Origin of the sequence: Patiriisocius marinistellae (assembly GCF_009014635.1) — a bacterium.
Taxonomy (GTDB): domain Bacteria; phylum Bacteroidota; class Bacteroidia; order Flavobacteriales; family Flavobacteriaceae; genus Patiriisocius; species Patiriisocius marinistellae.
The window spans coordinates 87,370-103,640 of sequence record NZ_BKCF01000003.1; the positions used below are offsets into that span (position 1 = coordinate 87,370).

At 31.6% G+C, this 16,271-nt stretch carries 14 protein-coding genes; 3 read left to right on the top strand and 11 right to left on the bottom strand.

Translation table 11 applies throughout. The features are described 5' to 3' along the window. The first annotated feature begins 89 nt into the window (after positions 1-89). Together GB234_RS09095 and GB234_RS09100 are read left to right on the top strand one after the other, a co-directional pair. Positions 90-4,439 (top strand): translocation/assembly module TamB domain-containing protein, encoded by a 4,350-nt coding sequence (locus GB234_RS09095; protein WP_235906101.1) that lies wholly within the window; start codon positions 90-92, stop codon positions 4,437-4,439. A 544-nt stretch (positions 4,440-4,983) separates the two neighbouring features. After that, positions 4,984-5,292, top strand: a complete 309-nt coding sequence (locus GB234_RS09100) for a hypothetical protein (RefSeq protein WP_151894247.1) — start codon at positions 4,984-4,986, stop codon at positions 5,290-5,292. Between the two features lie 60 nt (positions 5,293-5,352). On the opposite strand, the gene GB234_RS09105 is transcribed toward GB234_RS09100, so the two are convergent. The 9 genes from GB234_RS09105 to GB234_RS09145 form a co-directional block, all read right to left on the bottom strand. Beyond that, on the bottom strand, positions 5,353-5,907 hold the full coding sequence (locus GB234_RS09105) for a type 1 periplasmic binding fold superfamily protein (protein WP_151894248.1): 555 nt from the start codon (positions 5,905-5,907) through the stop codon (positions 5,353-5,355). An 18-nt stretch (positions 5,908-5,925) separates the two neighbouring features. Further along, a complete protein-coding gene (locus GB234_RS09110) occupies positions 5,926-8,328 on the bottom strand; it encodes a TonB-dependent receptor (RefSeq protein ID WP_151894249.1) in 2,403 nt (800 codons plus the stop codon). 33 nt (positions 8,329-8,361) lie between these two features. Continuing rightward, positions 8,362-8,697: a hypothetical protein gene (locus tag GB234_RS09115; protein WP_151894250.1), complete on the bottom strand. Its 336-nt coding sequence runs from the start codon at positions 8,695-8,697 to the stop codon at positions 8,362-8,364. Position 8,698: 1 nt separating this feature from the next. Beyond that, positions 8,699-9,001, bottom strand: a complete 303-nt coding sequence (locus tag GB234_RS09120) for a DUF6787 family protein (RefSeq protein WP_151894251.1) — start codon at positions 8,999-9,001, stop codon at positions 8,699-8,701. Further along, positions 8,998-9,402, bottom strand: a complete 405-nt coding sequence (locus GB234_RS09125; RefSeq protein WP_151894252.1) for a DUF6146 family protein — start codon at positions 9,400-9,402, stop codon at positions 8,998-9,000. Before GB234_RS09125 ends, GB234_RS09120 begins: the two co-directional genes overlap by 4 nt. 122 nt (positions 9,403-9,524) lie before the next feature. After that, on the bottom strand, positions 9,525-10,163 hold the full coding sequence (locus GB234_RS09130; protein WP_151894253.1) for a DUF937 domain-containing protein: 639 nt from the start codon (positions 10,161-10,163) through the stop codon (positions 9,525-9,527). A gap of 122 nt (positions 10,164-10,285) precedes the next feature. Further along, a complete protein-coding gene (locus tag GB234_RS09135) occupies positions 10,286-11,236 on the bottom strand; it encodes a D-2-hydroxyacid dehydrogenase (protein WP_151894254.1) in 951 nt (316 codons plus the stop codon). 41 nt (positions 11,237-11,277) lie between these two features. Further along, on the bottom strand, positions 11,278-12,345 hold the full coding sequence (gene serC / locus GB234_RS09140; RefSeq protein WP_151894255.1) for a 3-phosphoserine/phosphohydroxythreonine transaminase: 1,068 nt from the start codon (positions 12,343-12,345) through the stop codon (positions 11,278-11,280). A 116-nt stretch (positions 12,346-12,461) separates the two neighbouring features. After that, positions 12,462-13,475: an acyl-CoA reductase gene (locus GB234_RS09145; protein ID WP_151894256.1), complete on the bottom strand. Its 1,014-nt coding sequence runs from the start codon at positions 13,473-13,475 to the stop codon at positions 12,462-12,464. A gap of 62 nt (positions 13,476-13,537) precedes the next feature. Here GB234_RS09145 and GB234_RS09150 point away from each other — a divergent pair, with 62 nt between their 5' ends. Continuing rightward, complete coding sequence (locus GB234_RS09150) at positions 13,538-13,888, top strand: 4Fe-4S dicluster domain-containing protein (RefSeq protein ID WP_151894257.1); 351 nt, start codon at positions 13,538-13,540, stop codon at positions 13,886-13,888. Positions 13,889-13,943: 55 nt separating this feature from the next. Here GB234_RS09150 and GB234_RS09155 read toward each other — a convergent pair whose 3' ends face one another. Then, the gene (locus GB234_RS09155; protein WP_151894258.1) at positions 13,944-15,671 is read right to left on the bottom strand and encodes a sodium:solute symporter family protein; all 1,728 of its coding nucleotides are present in this window, start codon (positions 15,669-15,671) and stop codon (positions 13,944-13,946) included. Positions 15,672-15,674: 3 nt separating this feature from the next. Next, on the bottom strand, positions 15,675-16,268 hold the full coding sequence (locus GB234_RS09160; protein ID WP_151894259.1) for a helix-hairpin-helix domain-containing protein: 594 nt from the start codon (positions 16,266-16,268) through the stop codon (positions 15,675-15,677). Positions 16,269-16,271: the final 3 nt, after the last annotated feature.

The window sequence follows — 16,271 nt, forward strand, 5'->3', positions numbered from 1 at the left end:
TCAAAAAATTAAGAAAAATAATAGTTCGCACTTTTGTAATCATCGCATTACTACTACTACTATTGGTTATTATTTTGTCTATACCGGCCGTGCAAACCCGTATAGCAGAGAAAGTTACAGACGGCCTTAATGAAACATACGGCACTGATATTCACGTTGATAGAATAGGCTTAAATTGGCGTGGAGAAGTGGATGCACGCGACATTTATATTGCAGACCATCACCAAGATACCCTTATTTTTGCAGAACAACTACAAACTAATGTTTTAAGCTTTCGTAATTTGATTTATGGTGATCTTGGCTTCGGAAATATTAACCTTACAAGAGCTAAATTATATGTTAAAAATTACAAAGATGAAGACAGTGACAATCTTACAGTTTTTGCAAATAAATTTAATGATAGCACTACAGAGAGTACAGCCGTATTTAAACTTTTTAGTAATAATGTAGTTATAGCAGATAGTCATGTAAAGATTATAAATGAAAATCTATCTAATCCTGATGTGTTTAGTTTGACTAATCTTAATACAGAGGCTTCAGATTTTAAAGTAATAGGTCCTAAAGTTTTTGCAGATATTGAATCCCTATCTCTTATTGCTGCAAGAGGATTTAAAATTGAAAATTTGAAAACAGATTTTTCTTACGGTCTTACTAAAATGACGCTTAAAGATTTGGTTTTAGAGACAGAAGATTCAAAATTAACTGGAACAATTTCAATGGCCTATGAAAATGGATTTTCAGATTTTGAAAATACTGTAATTCTTGATGGAGATTTTGAACCTTCTGTAATTTCAACAAATGATTTAAAATCATTTTATGATGAATTTGGTAAAAATCAAAAAATAGATTTTCAAGGTAAAATTAACGGAACACTTAATGACTTTTCTTATACAAATGCAAACTTAAGCACTAGTAATACAAGACTCTCAGGTGATTTTTCATTTAAAAATTTATTAAAGGGTAGTAATGCTTTTAATATTGATATGAAAAACCATCGTGTAAGAACGAGCTATTATGATCTGAGAAGATTTTTGCCAAATATTTTGGGTCCCGTTTTACCAGAACAATTAAATGATCTTGGTGTATTTAACTATAATGGTAATACAAAAATAAATAGTATCAAACTTGATACTGATGGAACCTTTACAAGTGATTTAGGTAATGCAAAAGCAAAATTAGTTATTAATAATTATAGCGAAACTAATCTTGCAGATTATAAAGGTAAGCTTGTTTTAAATACGTTTAATTTAGGAAAACTTGCAGGTACAACTTCCCTTGGTAATATTACTGCAGATGTTAAATTTGACGGTCGAGGTTTTACACAAGCTTCGGTTGATACTAAAATTGAAGGAACAATAAGCTCTTTTGAATTTGAAAAGTATAATTATCAAAACATTTCGGTCTCCGGTAAATTAAAAGATCCATTATTTAATGGAGATCTAGTAATAAATGACCCCAATTTAAAACTCGAGTTTAAAGGATTAATTGATGTTTCAAAAGATTTTAATCAATATGACTTTGAGGCAAATGTAACTTTTGCAGAGCTTAATAAATTAAACCTTATTAAACGAGATAGTATCTCTGTATTTGCGGGAAAGGTTATTATGGATATGGACGGAACTAACATTGACAATGTAGTTGGAACCATAAATTTTAAAGAAACATTTTACCAAAATGAAGATGATGATTTTTATTTTGATGACTTTAAAATAATTTCCTCTTTTAAAGAGGAAGAAAGAATTATTGAAGTAAACTCTCCAGATATTGTAGATGGTAAAATTTCTGGACAATTTTTATTAGAAGATATCCCTAATTTATTTATAAATGGAATAGGTAATGTGTATGCAAATTACATCCCGCAAGAAGTCACTACTAATCAATATATTGATTATGAGTTTACAGTATATAATAAGATAATAGAAGTTTTTGTTCCTCAGTTACAATTAGGAGAAAACTCAAGATTAAAAGGGTCTGTATCTTCAGATGACTCTAAATTTGAATTAGATTTTAAATCGCCTGAAATTATAGTTCTTGATTATTATTTAGGGAAGGTTAACGTTCAAGTTGATAACGATAATCCTCTTTTCAATACATATGTATCAATAGATTCAATTTACACTGGTTTCTATAACGCAATAGATTTCAGCTTAATAAACAAAACACTTAATGATACACTTTATATTCGATCAGAATTTAAAGGAGGAAAAGAAAAGCAAGATATTTTTGATCTCTCATTATTTCACACAATTAATCCACAGGGTAAATCTGTAGTCGGTATTAAAAAAAGTAGTATTGATTATAAAGGTAATGTGTGGTATATTAATGAGGAGAACAATGATTTAAATAAAGTATCGTTCGACGATAATTTTAAGCAGGTTCAAATAGATAGCTTAATGCTAAATCATAACGAGGAGCGCATCTCATTAGGTGGTCGTTTACGAGATTCTACCTATAAAAATCTTAAGGCGAGTTTTAAAAATGTAAATATTGGAAATCTCGTTCCCCCAGTAGATAGTTTACGACTTAATGGTACAATGAATGGTTCGCTAGATTTTTTACAGGAAAATGGCGCCTATTATCCAGATGCAAATATTACAATAGATGCAATTAACATCAATGATATTGAATTTGGTGACCTTACATTAGCTGTTGAAGGAAATGAAGATCTTACTCGATATAACATCAATACATCATTGATAAATAACGATGTAAAATCTATTAATGCTGTGGGTAGTATTGATGTGGCAAAAAAGAACCCCCAAATTGACTTAGACATTCGCCTTAATGACTTTAATATGCAGGCATTTAGCCCTTTTGGTGCAGATGTAGTGAGTAATATACGTGGGCTTGCATCTGGTTCTGCAAAGGTTGACGGAAATTACAAAGAGCCTAATATCTCGGGGCGATTAAATTTACGTGAAGCTGGTTTGCTCATCCCATACTTAAACACAGATTTTGATTTAGACAACAGCACCCAAGTAGTGTTAACAAAAAATAAATTAGAAATTGACCGCACAGATATTACAGATACTAAATATAAAACAAAAGGTATTTTCTTCGGAAATGCTACACATAATAATTTTAGTAACTGGTCATTAGACCTCAATATTGAAGCACCAGAACGTTTACTAGTATTAGATACACCACCAGACGAAGATGAATTATATTATGGTACAGCATTTATTAGCGGTAGTGCAGAAATAGCAGGTCCCATCGATGAACTTTCAATAGATGTATTTGCCACAACCGAAAAAGGAACAAGTTTTAAAATACCACTTAGTGATACACAGTCTATAGGTGATGATAGTTTTATAAAATTTTTATCTCCCGAAGAAAAACAAGCACGTATTAGTGGAGAAAAAATTATTACTGAGGAAGTTAAAGGACTCTCCATTAATTTTGACCTTGATATAAACGATAAAGCCGAAGTAGAAGTAGTTGTAGATAAAGTAAATAACTCTACACTAAAAGGTAGGGGAGCAGGTACATTGTTAATTCGACTAGATACTAAAGGTAAATTTAATATGTGGGGAGAGTTTACTGTGATTGAAGGGTTATACGATTTTAGATACAGCGGCATTATTCAAAAGAAAATTGCAGTAGTTCCTGGCGGAAATATAAATTGGGATGGACAACCAGAGCGTGCGAGGCTAGATATTAGCGCAAAATACAGCACAGATGCTAATCCATCAGTATTACTAGATAACCCTACATTTAATAGGAATATCCCTGTAGATGTCATCATTGACTTAACAGGGGAAATTATTCAACCTAATCTAAATTTTAGGATTGAATTTCCAAGAACGGGTGCAACTGTTTTAAGCGAATTAGAATTTAAATTACAGAATGAAGAGGATAGACAAAAGCAAGCATTATTTGTAATTGCAACAGGCTCTTTTGTAAATGATGAGTTTCAAGGAACAAATGCATTTGCTGGAACTTTAGCAGACCGTGTAAGCGGGCTTGTAAATCAACTTTTTGCAGATGAGGATGGAAAATTTAGCGTAGGGTTAGATTACTCACAAGGAAGTAGATTACCTAATGCAGAAACATCAGATAGAGTAGGGATTACATTGCAGACGCAAATTAATGAACGTATACTAATTAATGGAAAAGTAGGTGTTCCTGTAGGTGGAGTAAGCGAAACTGCAATTGCTGGAGATATTGAAGTCCAGTGGCTTATAAATGAAGATGGAACACTACGTATGAATTTCTTTAATCGTCAAGCAGATATTCAATTTATTGGAGAAGATCAAATTTTTGAACAAGGTTTAGGAATGTCGTATTCTGTTGACTTTGATACCTTGAGTGAATTAATTGATAAGTTATTCAATAAAAAAATTACCCTTGAAAAGAATTATGAGTTGACCCCCATTATTCCAGATGATAATTCACCTCCAGTGGATTTTAATAAAAATGGAATAAAGAGAGAAGATTAACTTTATTTAATCTAATACTTTCTTAGATTCATAATTAGTTAAAAGCCACGTTGGAAATACTGCTATACTAAATCTTAAATAAAAGTTTATAGTAATAATACCTTCTTCATTTCCGAAGTAATAAGTAATTTTTATAAGAGCGATTGATATGATTAATTCAATCTAAACATGAATTTTGAAGGGAATAACTTAATACAACCCCAATTAATTTTTTAGTCAATACAGTTAAACTTAGGTGAACTCCTGCTGTGACATATGTAAATATAAAATGATCTTAGAAAGATTGAAAAGTGTGGATGAAGTTAATAAAAAGGAACTTCTAAATAATCAATCACATTATATTACTTATTAGGATATATAAATATAAAAGAACTTAATGATTACGGATTTTCTTATTTAAATAATTAATTAAAAATATAGAAATAAATTATAATACATGCACGAAGTTGTAAGTGTAACAAATTACAATTTAAGCCTACATATTATAGTAATACATTTGGAATGCTTTTTGTATTTCAGTTAAAATAATTTAAAATCGTAAAACATGCAAACCTCAAAATCATCCCTACTGAGAAAAGGAATTATATTTGACGCTATTGGTATGGCAACTAGCTTTATACCGTTGATAGGTCCTTTTTTAGATATTATATGGGCCCCATATGCATCAAAACAGATGACCGAAATGTATAAAGGAAAAGATGGAAAAATTGCTTCTGTAATAGTTTTTATTGAAGAAATACTCCCTTTTACAGATGTCGTTCCTACGTTTACACTTATGTGGTTCTATACATTTGTTTGGAAAAAGGAAAATACTGATGATATGCAACCAATAGAAGTAGAGGTAATGGATTAATAAAAAAAATGCCCGGAAATTAATTTCTGGGCATTTTAATATTACAACTTTTTTTTAAATTTAGTCTATAATTTCTACATCGAAATTTACAGAAACATCAGTCTCTCCACCAGCATCTGCTAAAGTACCATCATTAGGCTTGTTAGGCTCATGACGTAAAGTAATGTTTAAATTACCACTACTCATAGCCCCAGTAACAACTGAAATCTTAGTCCCGAGAGGATTTCCATTACCATCATTATTTGTAGCGGTTGATGTAAGATTTAGTCCAGAACTTGGAATAACAAAAACTTGATGTTCATCATCTTCTTCTTCAACCTCATCTGTTATTTCTTCTGAAGGTGTTTCAGTTTCATTTAAAAAACGAACTGTACCAGTATATGTAGTACCAGACTTCATTTCTCCTACAATAGTTTCAACAGGAGGGTTTGGTCCATCACCGTCAGTATCTCTTGAAGTAAGTGTAACAGTATTTGTTCCATTAACTAGATTTACAATAACGGTGGTAATAACTTCTTCTTCATTAACTGGTTCTGGTGTATCATCATCGTCACTACAGTTAATGAGTAATACTGATAATAAAATAGTTGGAATAATAAATTTTAAATTTTTCATGGTATTTAATTTTAAAGTTTAATAATTGATTTTTAATTGTAGTATAATATTTCTCCCTAAATCGTCAGCATAGTATCGCAGTCTATTTAAATAATCACGATAGGAAGTGTTTAATAAATTAGTTACTCTTAGGCTAATATTTAATTTGGTTTTATTATTTAAATCAAAATTTGTAGCCGTGTTAATATTTATAAGATGATATGCATCAGGTGGCGTGCTTACATCGACTAGTTGAAATGTTTCTGTTTCTGGTAAGAATATTTCAAAATTGTTATCAGGAAATTCATTTTGTCTAAAATTAAATACACTCTCAATACCTACATCAATTTTATGTTTAAATGGTAAAATATAATCTAAACGGTTTGTAATGTTTGCTGATGGCATATTAATTAATGACTCATCTCTAGTAATATCTTTTCCTTTAACAATTGAAAACTGATTAGAATAATTAAGAGCATCATTAATTCTGAATGTTGCATCTGTATCAACTCCAATTAATCTGGCATCGGTCTGTCTGTATTCCCAAACCTGGAAATTTCCACGAACAGTTTGTTGTACTCCCGTAGGTTCGATTAAAATGAAATCATTAATAAATGAGACATATGGGTTTATAGTAAACGAAAATAGGTTTCCTTTTTTTTGTGCCGTTAAGGTTAATTTTTGAGAAATTTCAGAATTAAATCTTAAGTCACCTAGCTCAATTCTTGATGCACTATGATGCAATCCTTCACTATACAGCTCTGAAGCATTAGGTGCTCTAGATGCTAATGAGTAATTTGTAAATAATACATAGTCATCATCAAATTGATATGAAAAACCTGCTGTTGCTGAAGCATTATTAAATGTTGGCTCAGGATTAGTTAATATTTGATTTCCATATTCTTCAACAACTAGATCTTGAAATAACTCATCGTATCCACGAGATTCCCAGAATGTAGTTCTGTAAAATTTAAAAACATCCATATATGTATAATCAAATCGTCCACCCATTTCAGCTATTAATTTATCTGAAATTTGAATATCTGCAATTCCATAAACACCAAATTTGTATTGCTTATAATCAGGTATTAGTCGTCTAACCCCTGTTGAAGGGTCTGCAAAATTCTCTTGAAAATTACCTGTAATTCCAGTTTTAAAAGATATTATATCATTTATATCAGATTCTACTGAGAGACCTATATTATGAGTTGTCAATTTTAAATCTACTGAAGCTTCGTCACCTTCATCATCTCCACGTCGTACATCAAATTCTAGTCGATTATTTTGTTGAAAATCATAGGAAAATTTAATAGTACTAGATGGATTGTATTTATAGAAACCAGAAAACTTTGCTAGATGGTGTATCACTTCTTGACGCGGTGTTCCTATTTTATAAGTAAGATCTCTAATAAATGTAGGTACATCACTCTCTATTGCAATAGCTTGATCCTCACCACCGCCTAGATGGGAAGCACGTAAAATACCAACAGTATTTTTGAAGAAAGAGTAGTATCCTTCAAAACCATATGTTATCTTATTCAACCCAAAGTTTATAGAAAAATCCTGTTCAGATAACCCAGTATTACTTAATACATAGTCTTGTGTTTCAAAATCTGAGTAGCGTTTTACAGTTCCCTGAAATCTCCCAAACCAGCCATTTTCATAACTTTTAGTTAGTACAGATGTTATAGAACCACCACGACCATTAGATTGTCCAGATAGAATTGTTTTACCATAAAGTGAATCTTTTAGAATAACCGGAGTAGGCTCTGCTACAATTACACCTCCTACAGCGTCACCACTAAACTGCAATGCAGCTGCTCCTTTTATAACTGTAATGCTTCCTGCGGTGTTTAAATCTATATTAGGTGCATGTTCAGCTCCCCATTCTTGATCTTGTTGTCGAACACCATTATTAATTATTGTAATTCGGCTACTGTGTAATCCATTAATAACAGGTTTTACAACAGTGTTTCCAGTATTTAATGAAGATACACCACTAACAGTTTTTAAAGCATCACCTAGTGAACCACTGCTAAAAGTTTCAATAGTTTCTAGCTTAACTCGGTTTTCTAAAATACTTTCAGCTTTTGTATAATAAGTTTTTCCTTTAATTAAAATTTCATTTAATTCTTCTAAATGATGTTCAAGTTTAAAGGTCTTATCAAGATTATCTAATAATATAATAGAGAATGCTTCAGTAGTACATTCTGGGTGAGAAACTTGTAAGTTATATGTGTCTTTACAAAGATTCTCAAATTTAAAACGTCCTTCAAAATCAGTTATAGTAGCAATTTCAAGTCCAGCAATTTGAATAACTGCTCCAATTAATGGAGTGTTATCATGGACATCAATAACTTTTCCTGTAAATTTTAAATCACAAGTTTGGGCAATAGCACAAGAGCTGACAATAGCCAGCGCAAGACTTAATAGTGTTTTCATAATTTTAGGTATTCAACAAGTAAATAATAGTACTTACGATTCTTGTTGAAAAAAAGGAGGGCCTCGAAGATAATTAGACTGCGATCTATTTTCTTTAATTAAATAAGTGTAATAATATTCTTGGTTATTATAATTATCAATTGGGATGATAATGTCAATATGGTGCTCATCAAAATGATAAGTTGTAGAAATAAATTTTAGTAAATCACAATCTGTTGAGTCCTCATGTAAATGAGTTTCAACTACACCACAATAATTATGGTCATGACCTTCAAATATATGAGCAAATTGAATAACTGATGGAAACAGAATAACCAACACAAAAAATTGTGCAATTAAAGATGTTATTATAAGTTTCGTTTTTATCATTTTATTCTTTTACTAAAAAACCTAATTTTAAATGTTTTAGCATTTTTTTTTCAAATGCCCAGAAAAATTTAAACTCTCCAAATAACCAACCAAAAAAAACAAGTAAAACTTGATAAACTGGGAAAATGATAAAAATTCTGAATGGCCAGTAAATATACCATCCCATTTCTTTAGTTACACCTAATGCCCCTGTGATAGGAGCTGCTAATTTTGCTGCAGTACTTCCTGTAATAGCAAAAACAATAAAAATCAATATAAGTTGCCAATTTGAGGTAATATTCCAGCGTTGTTTCAATTTTTTCATTTGAGCTTTTGGTTATATTTCTGTTCAAAAAATTGAAAATACATATACAGTAGGTAGTTTACTTCTTGTCCATAATGGGCAGTTCTATTATAATTAATTTCTTGTGGATATAAATCTCTAGAGTAGTTAATATCTCTTACCCTACGATTATATTCAGCTGTGTAAAATATATTTTTTCCTTCCAAGAAAGAAATACCATAAAAGTCTTCATTGGGTTGAGTGCTTAAATAACGCTCAAAACCCTGCTCAAGGATAATTATTTCATATTCAAGCTCTTCATTTGCAATCCTTATGGTGTCTGTTTCAACACTGTCAATCTTAGAGTTTGAAATTATTTTTTTATTGGATTCACAGCCTATGAATACAGTAATGATAATTAAGATTGTGAGGATATATTTCATAAGTCTGTATTTTTGCAAATTTAATAAAACAAGTAAGTGAGTGACTATTTTTAACTTGATTTTATAAAAAAAAAAGCTATCTCATTTAAATGAAATAGCTTTTAAAACTATAATGAAGTGGTTTATTTCCCAAAAAGACCACCTAGCATTCCGCCAAGACCACCACTTTTATTTCCACTACCTAGTACCATTCCAGCAATATCATCAATAACACTACCGTCATTATCACCATCAAGAATAGATTCAATTAAGCTTTGTTGTTTAGGTTGTTGATCTCCACCACCCATTAATCCTCCTAATAAATCCCCAATGCCACTTGATGAATTTACATTTTGTTGTTTTGATTGTTTTCCAATCATTCCTAATAATAATGGAGCTGCAACTTGAAGAATTTGCATAACCCCATTAGTATCCACACCAGATTTTCTTGAAACTGCACCAACAACGTTGTCTTGTGAACCACCTAAAACGTGTCCTAAAATTCCTAGCCCATCTTGTTTAACCTCCTCATTTACCCCTCCGCCAAAAAGACCACCAAGATTGTCTAAAATACTTCCATCATGTTTTCCATTAAGAGCATTCATTAATCCTGCAGCACCTTCTGGACTATTTGCATTTCGTTTCATAGCTCCCATTAACAATGGAAGTGCAGCAGTTAATACAGATGCGGTTTTATCTGCTGGTTGATGTGTTTCTTGACTAAGACCACCAATCATTTGACGTCCCATATCACTATTTAATAAATCTAAAATTCCTGACATTGTTGTTTAATTTAAAATTTGAAAGGTAATTTACTAAAAAATAGATTAAAATTGTTCTATAAAAAACCGAAAACAATTAGTTTGGAATTGTTTTCGGTTAAAGGAATGTTATTTAAGTTTTATTACCCTAGAATATCTACTATTTGAGTAGCTAGTTCAGTTCCTATTCTATCCTGTGCTTCATTTGTAGCTGCTCCTATGTGAGGACTCAAAGAAATACGTTGATTCATTAAAACTTTTATTGCTGGAGTAGGCTCTTGTTCAAAAGTATCTAGACCCGCAAATGATAGTTTTCCACTATCTAAAGCTTCAACTAAGGCTACTTCATCAATAACTCCTCCACGAGCAGCATTTATAATTGCGGCACCATCTTTCATTTTTGAAATTTCGGCTTTGCCTATTATGTAATCTTTTTGAGCAGGAACATGTAATGTAATAAAATCTGAATGTTGAATCAAATCTGATACAGGTGCTGTTTTTATTTTTAATGTTACTTGTTGTCCATCATAGAAATCTAGAGTAATATCTGCTTCACCTACAAATTTGTCACTAGCGATTACTTTCATACCACAACCTAAAGCAATTTTAGCAACTTCACGACCTATGCGTCCAAAACCAATTATCCCAATTGTCTTACCACGCAACTCGCTTCCTTTTGCATAATTTTTCTTGAGATCTTTAAATTTTGAATCACCATCAAGCGGCATATTTCGGTTGGCATCGTGTAAATAACGGACACCTCCAAATAGGTGAGCAAAAACTAACTCAGCAACTGAAGAAGATGATGCAGCGGGTGTGTTAATTACATTTAGTCCTTTCTCACGAGCGTATTTTACGTCAATATTATCCATTCCCACACCACCACGCCCAATTATTTTTAGGCTAGGGCAGGCATCAATTAGTTCTTTACGTGCTGTGGTTGCGCTTCTTACTAATAAAACATTTATATTATTTTCATTAATAAAATTTGCAAGTTGTTCTTGTGCTACTTTAGTAGTGATTACCTCGTAACCAGCTTTTTCTAGTGCGTCAATTCCTGATTGCGATACTCCGTCGTTTGCTAATACTTTCAAATTTTTCTTATTTAATGTTACAATTACCTATTTGATTATGTTTATGCCTTTTTCTCTATTTCTTTCATTACATCTACAAGTACTTGTACACTTTCAATTGATAGTGCATTGTACATAGATGCTCTGTAGCCGCCTACACTTCTATGTCCATTAAGTCCATTTATACCTGCTTCTGTCCATAGTGTGTCAAAATCTAATTTATGATCCTCATTTACTAATGAAAAAGTAGCATTCATTTTTGAACGATCCTCTTTATTAGCTACAAAGCCTTTAAATAATGGATTTCGGTCAATTTCATTATACAACAATTCAGCTTTTTTATTGTTATTTTTTTCAATAGTTGCTACGCCGCCTAATTCTTTTAACCATTCTAGAGTTAACATAGATACATATACAGGAAAAACAGCGGGTGTATTAAACATACTATCTTTTGAGATATGTACTTTGTAATCCATCATTGAGGGTATTTTCCTAGAAACTTGCCCTAACACTTCCTCTTTTACTACAACAAGTGTTGTTCCTGCTGGTCCCATATTTTTCTGTGCCCCTGCATAAATTAAATCAAACTTGCTAAAATCTAGCACACGTGAAAAAATATCGCTACTCATGTCACAAATTAAGGGACAGTCAGTTTCTGGAAAATTATTGATTTGCGTACCAAAAATTGTATTGTTGCTAGTACAATGCAAATAATCTAACCCTGAAGGAATTTGGTAATCCTTTGGAATATAATTAAAATTAGCACCCTTAGATGATGCAACTTCAACAACATCACCAAATAGTTTTGCCTCTTTAATTGCTTTATCTGACCATGTTCCAGTATTAATATAACCTGCTCTTGTTTCTAAAAAGTTAAAAGCAACCATTAAAAATTCCATACTAGCTCCGCCTTGTAAAAACAATGCTTGATATCCTTTATTTTGTAATCCTAAGTGCTCTAATGCTAACTCACGTGCACGATCCATAACATTCACAAAATTTTTACTACGATGCGAAATTTCTATTAGTGATAGATCTAACCCATCAAAATTGAGAACTGCTTCGCTAGCTTTTTGTAATACAGATTGTGGTAATATACAAGGACCTGCGCTAAAATTATGTTTTTTCATAATGCTGAAGTTTTAAAAATAATTAAGAATACAAAGATTGTAAATTGATGATAAATCAATGTTAATTGTATTGTAAGTTATTAAAGTATGTTAATTTGTTTTTAACAAATTAACAATTAAAGAGCTATTAAAAAAGAGAGCGTATCTACGCCATCTGCATAATCCCATAGTTGTGGGGTTTGTGCTTCGCCAAAAGGAATATCTTTCAAAGAAACAACACATTGAATGTTTTCTTTTTCTGAAACGAGCTGCGACCTTAATTTTTCATTAGACGCATAAATTTCGTAGAATATCACCGAAATAGGAGAGGAGAAGCCATTATCGTTTTTCAATAACATAAACTCATTATCTAACAATTTTATATTACTCATTAGATACACCGCTTTATTATAATCATAGTTGTTTGCGTACTTATGATTATTAATAATTTGCTTTTGAACAAACATATTATTAAAAAAGTGATCCCAATTATAATCCTCGGGAACATAAATTTTAGAAACATTGCGACAACCCAAACCAAAATATCTAAAAATATCTTCACTTAGTGCTTCCATTTGCTCAGGAGTTTCATCTCCTGTAATGACAGCAACACTATTTCGGTTTTTACGAATTATGTGTGGATACTTGCTAAAATAATATTCAAAATAAGTTGATGTATTATTGCTTCCGGTAGCGATTACTGCATCAAAATTTTCTAACTTTTCATCTGTAAAAGTAATGTAATCAACGAACCGAGCTTCGATTTTTAATATTTCCGAAGTCAAAAAAGGTAATAATATTTTATCGTTTGACGATAATTTTGCTAAAACTCTATTTCCTGATATTAAAACAGATAAAAAATCATGAAATCCAACTAGCGGTATATTTCCTGCCATTATGATGGCAATTGATTTAGGAATATTGTCTTGAGGTATTTGATAATTAGAAACCCACTTTTCTAAATTATCTTTTTGTAGTGCTTTGCTCCAGCTTTTTAATGCATGAAGAATATTTTCTTCAATAAACCAACCATTATTAGCTTTAGTAGTTCTTAAAACTGTTTGGAATTTTTCGTCTAATGGATTTAAAACAATTGTGTTTAAATAGCTACCCAATTGAGCAAAAGCGTTAATTCTTTCTTGTAATTTCATACTTAGTTTGCAGTTACCGTTCTTAGGCATTAAATTTGCGCAAAGTTAGAAAAAGAAACCCAATGGCAATAATTATTACAGACGAGTGTATCAATTGTGGAGCATGCGAACCAGAGTGTCCTAATACGGCAATTTATGAGGGAGCTGACGACTGGAGATATGCAGATGGAACAGATTTAGACGGTAATATTGTATTACCTAATGGTAAAGCAGTTGATGCTGGTGAAACTCAAGAACCAATAAGTGATGAAATTTATTATATAGTCGCAGATAAGTGTACGGAGTGTAAAGGATTTCATGAAGAGCCTCAATGTGCAGCTGTTTGTCCTGTTGATTGCTGTGTGCCAGATGATGATAATGTAGAAACTGAAGAAGAGCTTCTTGGAAAACAAGCTTTCATGCATCACGAATAATTACAAAAAAATATATTCAAGTTAAAAAAGCATCGTGAAATTTACGATGCTTTTTTCATATAATTTTTTTCCAAATTTTTATTAAAACTCCCGCACAAATTATTGATGTAATAGTTAGTGCAATTGCATAAGATAAATTTCCGTAGATATAGTAACCTGTAGCAAATAAAAAACTATAGGTGCCAATTATTCCTAGTAAAAATCCAAGAATTTTAAAATGAATATTATGAAATTTACTTTCAGAACCAAAAATTAAAGATTCAAAAGTATTGATTGTTTTATCGTCAGTGGGTTTAGTTATTAATGTAATCACAATCCAACAAAGAGTTGTAACAGTTACGCCTATAATTAATTGCCAATAACCTTCTAGCTCAAATAATGGTGTCGACAATTTTTTATTTATAAAGAAAAATATTGCTATTACAAACGATATAACCATTGCTGCAATTTCACTATATGGATTAATGCGATTCCAGAACCAACGAAGAATAAAAAGTAATCCCGTCCCTGCACCAATTTGAAGTAACAAATCAAAAACATCTTTAGCAGATTTAATATAAAAAGAAAATAATGCAGCACAAAGCATTAATACGACGGTTGAAATTCTACCTACTAAAACCTTTTGTTTTTCTGAAGCAGCTTGATTAATAAATCTGCTATAAAAATCATTAACAATATATGAGCTTCCCCAGTTAAGTTGTGTTGAAATAGTACTCATAAATGCAGCAATTAAAGAGGTAAGGACAATACCAATTAACCCAGCAGGCAAATATGTCATCATTGCTGCATAAGCTACATCATGACCTTGCATATTAGTTTCTAAATTTGGAAAAGCCGTACTCAAACTATTTAAATTAGGAAACAATACTAATGATGCTAACCCTACCATAATCCATGGCCATGGTCGTAATGCATAGTGTGCAAAATTGAAGAACAAAGTTGCCCATGTTGCATTTTTCTCATCTTTTGCTGCTAACATGCGCTGAGCAATATAGCCACCGCCACCAGGCTCAGCACCTGGATACCAAGTACTCCACCATTGTACTGCAAAGGGAATAATAAATAATGTTATTAGCATTTCTTTATTAGAGAAATCAGGCAAAATGTTCAATTTTCCAGCAACGTTTTCATGTGTAAGTAATTCTTGAAGTCCGCCTATTTCAGGTAAATTAATAATATATACAGTTGCCCATACAGACCCAATCATTGCAATAAAAAATTGGATCATATCAGTAATCAAAACGCCTTTTAAACCCCCTAAAGAAGAATATATTACAACTATGATTGAAGAATAAAGTAATGTTTCCCACTGGGAAATACCTAAAAGAATATTAGCAATTTTGGCCCCAGCAAGACATACACCAGCCATTGTGATAATATTAAATATAACACCCAAGTAGATGGCTCTAAACCCTCTTAAAAAACTTGCAGATTTCCCAGAATACCTAAGCTCATAGAATTCTAAATCTGTATTAATGCCTGAACGTCTCCATAATTTTGCGTAGAAAAAAACGGTAAGCATTCCTGTGAGGAGCATTGCCCACCAAACCCAATTTCCTGAGACTCCATTTACTCTAACAAGTTCTGTAACAAGACCCGGAGTGTCAGCGGCAAAAGTAGTTGCTACCATCGAAATCCCTAATAACCACCAAGGCATATTCCTTCCAGAAAGGAAAAATTCTTTTGTGCTTTTCCCTGCTTTTTTTGAAACAACGATTCCAACAACTAAGAAAATAATAAAAAAAGTAATAATTAAAACCCAATCGAGCGTTGCTAACTGCATATTCTAAGAGTGTATTGCTTTTAACGCTTTTGCTTGACCTATCCAATCGTCACGTTCAATACGACCTGGGAAAAAATCTATAAGTGTTGTTATTAGGCGAATATCGTTAATTTGTAAACGACTAATTTGATCAAAATTATATATTCCAATTTCATTTAATTTTTCCTCTATGTATGGACCAATACCATTTATCTCTGTAAGACGATTTTTATTAGAAGGATGACCATACCCAAAACTTTCAAAATTTAATTGTGGTTTTCCGGGAGTATAATTTACGTATTCGCTTCTTGTTTTTTCTGCAATCGTTTCTTTAGTTTGTGAAGCTACACTAGTTACATGTTCTCTTTGTTCATTTTTAACTACTTCAATAATTTTTGGCTTAATTTCAGTAAAAATGGTTTCAATATCGGCAACAGGTTTTTGAGTAAGTTTCAAGCTATTCACTTCGTTCTTTAATTTTGAAATTAGCTTACTTTTTTCTCTTACCGTTAACTTTAAACCAGCTAAATAACCAATCAAAAAAGCACTAAACATAAGTACTAATAAACTTATGAAAGTAGGGGTTGAGAGGAGATCTAAAAATTGATTTAATTCCATGAT

Excerpts from the sequence above, each read along its gene's own strand:
- GB234_RS09100 (WP_151894247.1), top strand. The coding sequence starts at position 4,984 with ATGCAAACCTCAAAATCATCCCTACTGAGAAAAGGAATTATATTTGAC.
- GB234_RS09105 (WP_151894248.1), bottom strand. The coding sequence starts at position 5,907 with ATGAAAAATTTAAAATTTATTATTCCAACTATTTTATTATCAGTATTA.
- GB234_RS09110 (WP_151894249.1), bottom strand. The coding sequence starts at position 8,328 with ATGAAAACACTATTAAGTCTTGCGCTGGCTATTGTCAGCTCTTGTGCT.
- GB234_RS09115 (WP_151894250.1), bottom strand. The coding sequence starts at position 8,697 with ATGATAAAAACGAAACTTATAATAACATCTTTAATTGCACAATTTTTT.
- GB234_RS09120 (WP_151894251.1), bottom strand. The coding sequence starts at position 9,001 with ATGAAAAAATTGAAACAACGCTGGAATATTACCTCAAATTGGCAACTT.
- GB234_RS09125 (WP_151894252.1), bottom strand. The coding sequence starts at position 9,402 with ATGAAATATATCCTCACAATCTTAATTATCATTACTGTATTCATAGGC.
- GB234_RS09130 (WP_151894253.1), bottom strand. The coding sequence starts at position 10,163 with ATGTCAGGAATTTTAGATTTATTAAATAGTGATATGGGACGTCAAATG.
- serC (WP_151894255.1), bottom strand. The coding sequence starts at position 12,345 with ATGAAAAAACATAATTTTAGCGCAGGTCCTTGTATATTACCACAATCT.
- GB234_RS09145 (WP_151894256.1), bottom strand. The coding sequence starts at position 13,475 with ATGAAATTACAAGAAAGAATTAACGCTTTTGCTCAATTGGGTAGCTAT.
- GB234_RS09150 (WP_151894257.1), top strand. The coding sequence starts at position 13,538 with ATGGCAATAATTATTACAGACGAGTGTATCAATTGTGGAGCATGCGAA.
- GB234_RS09155 (WP_151894258.1), bottom strand. The coding sequence starts at position 15,671 with ATGCAGTTAGCAACGCTCGATTGGGTTTTAATTATTACTTTTTTTATT.
- GB234_RS09160 (WP_151894259.1), bottom strand. The coding sequence starts at position 16,268 with ATGGAATTAAATCAATTTTTAGATCTCCTCTCAACCCCTACTTTCATA.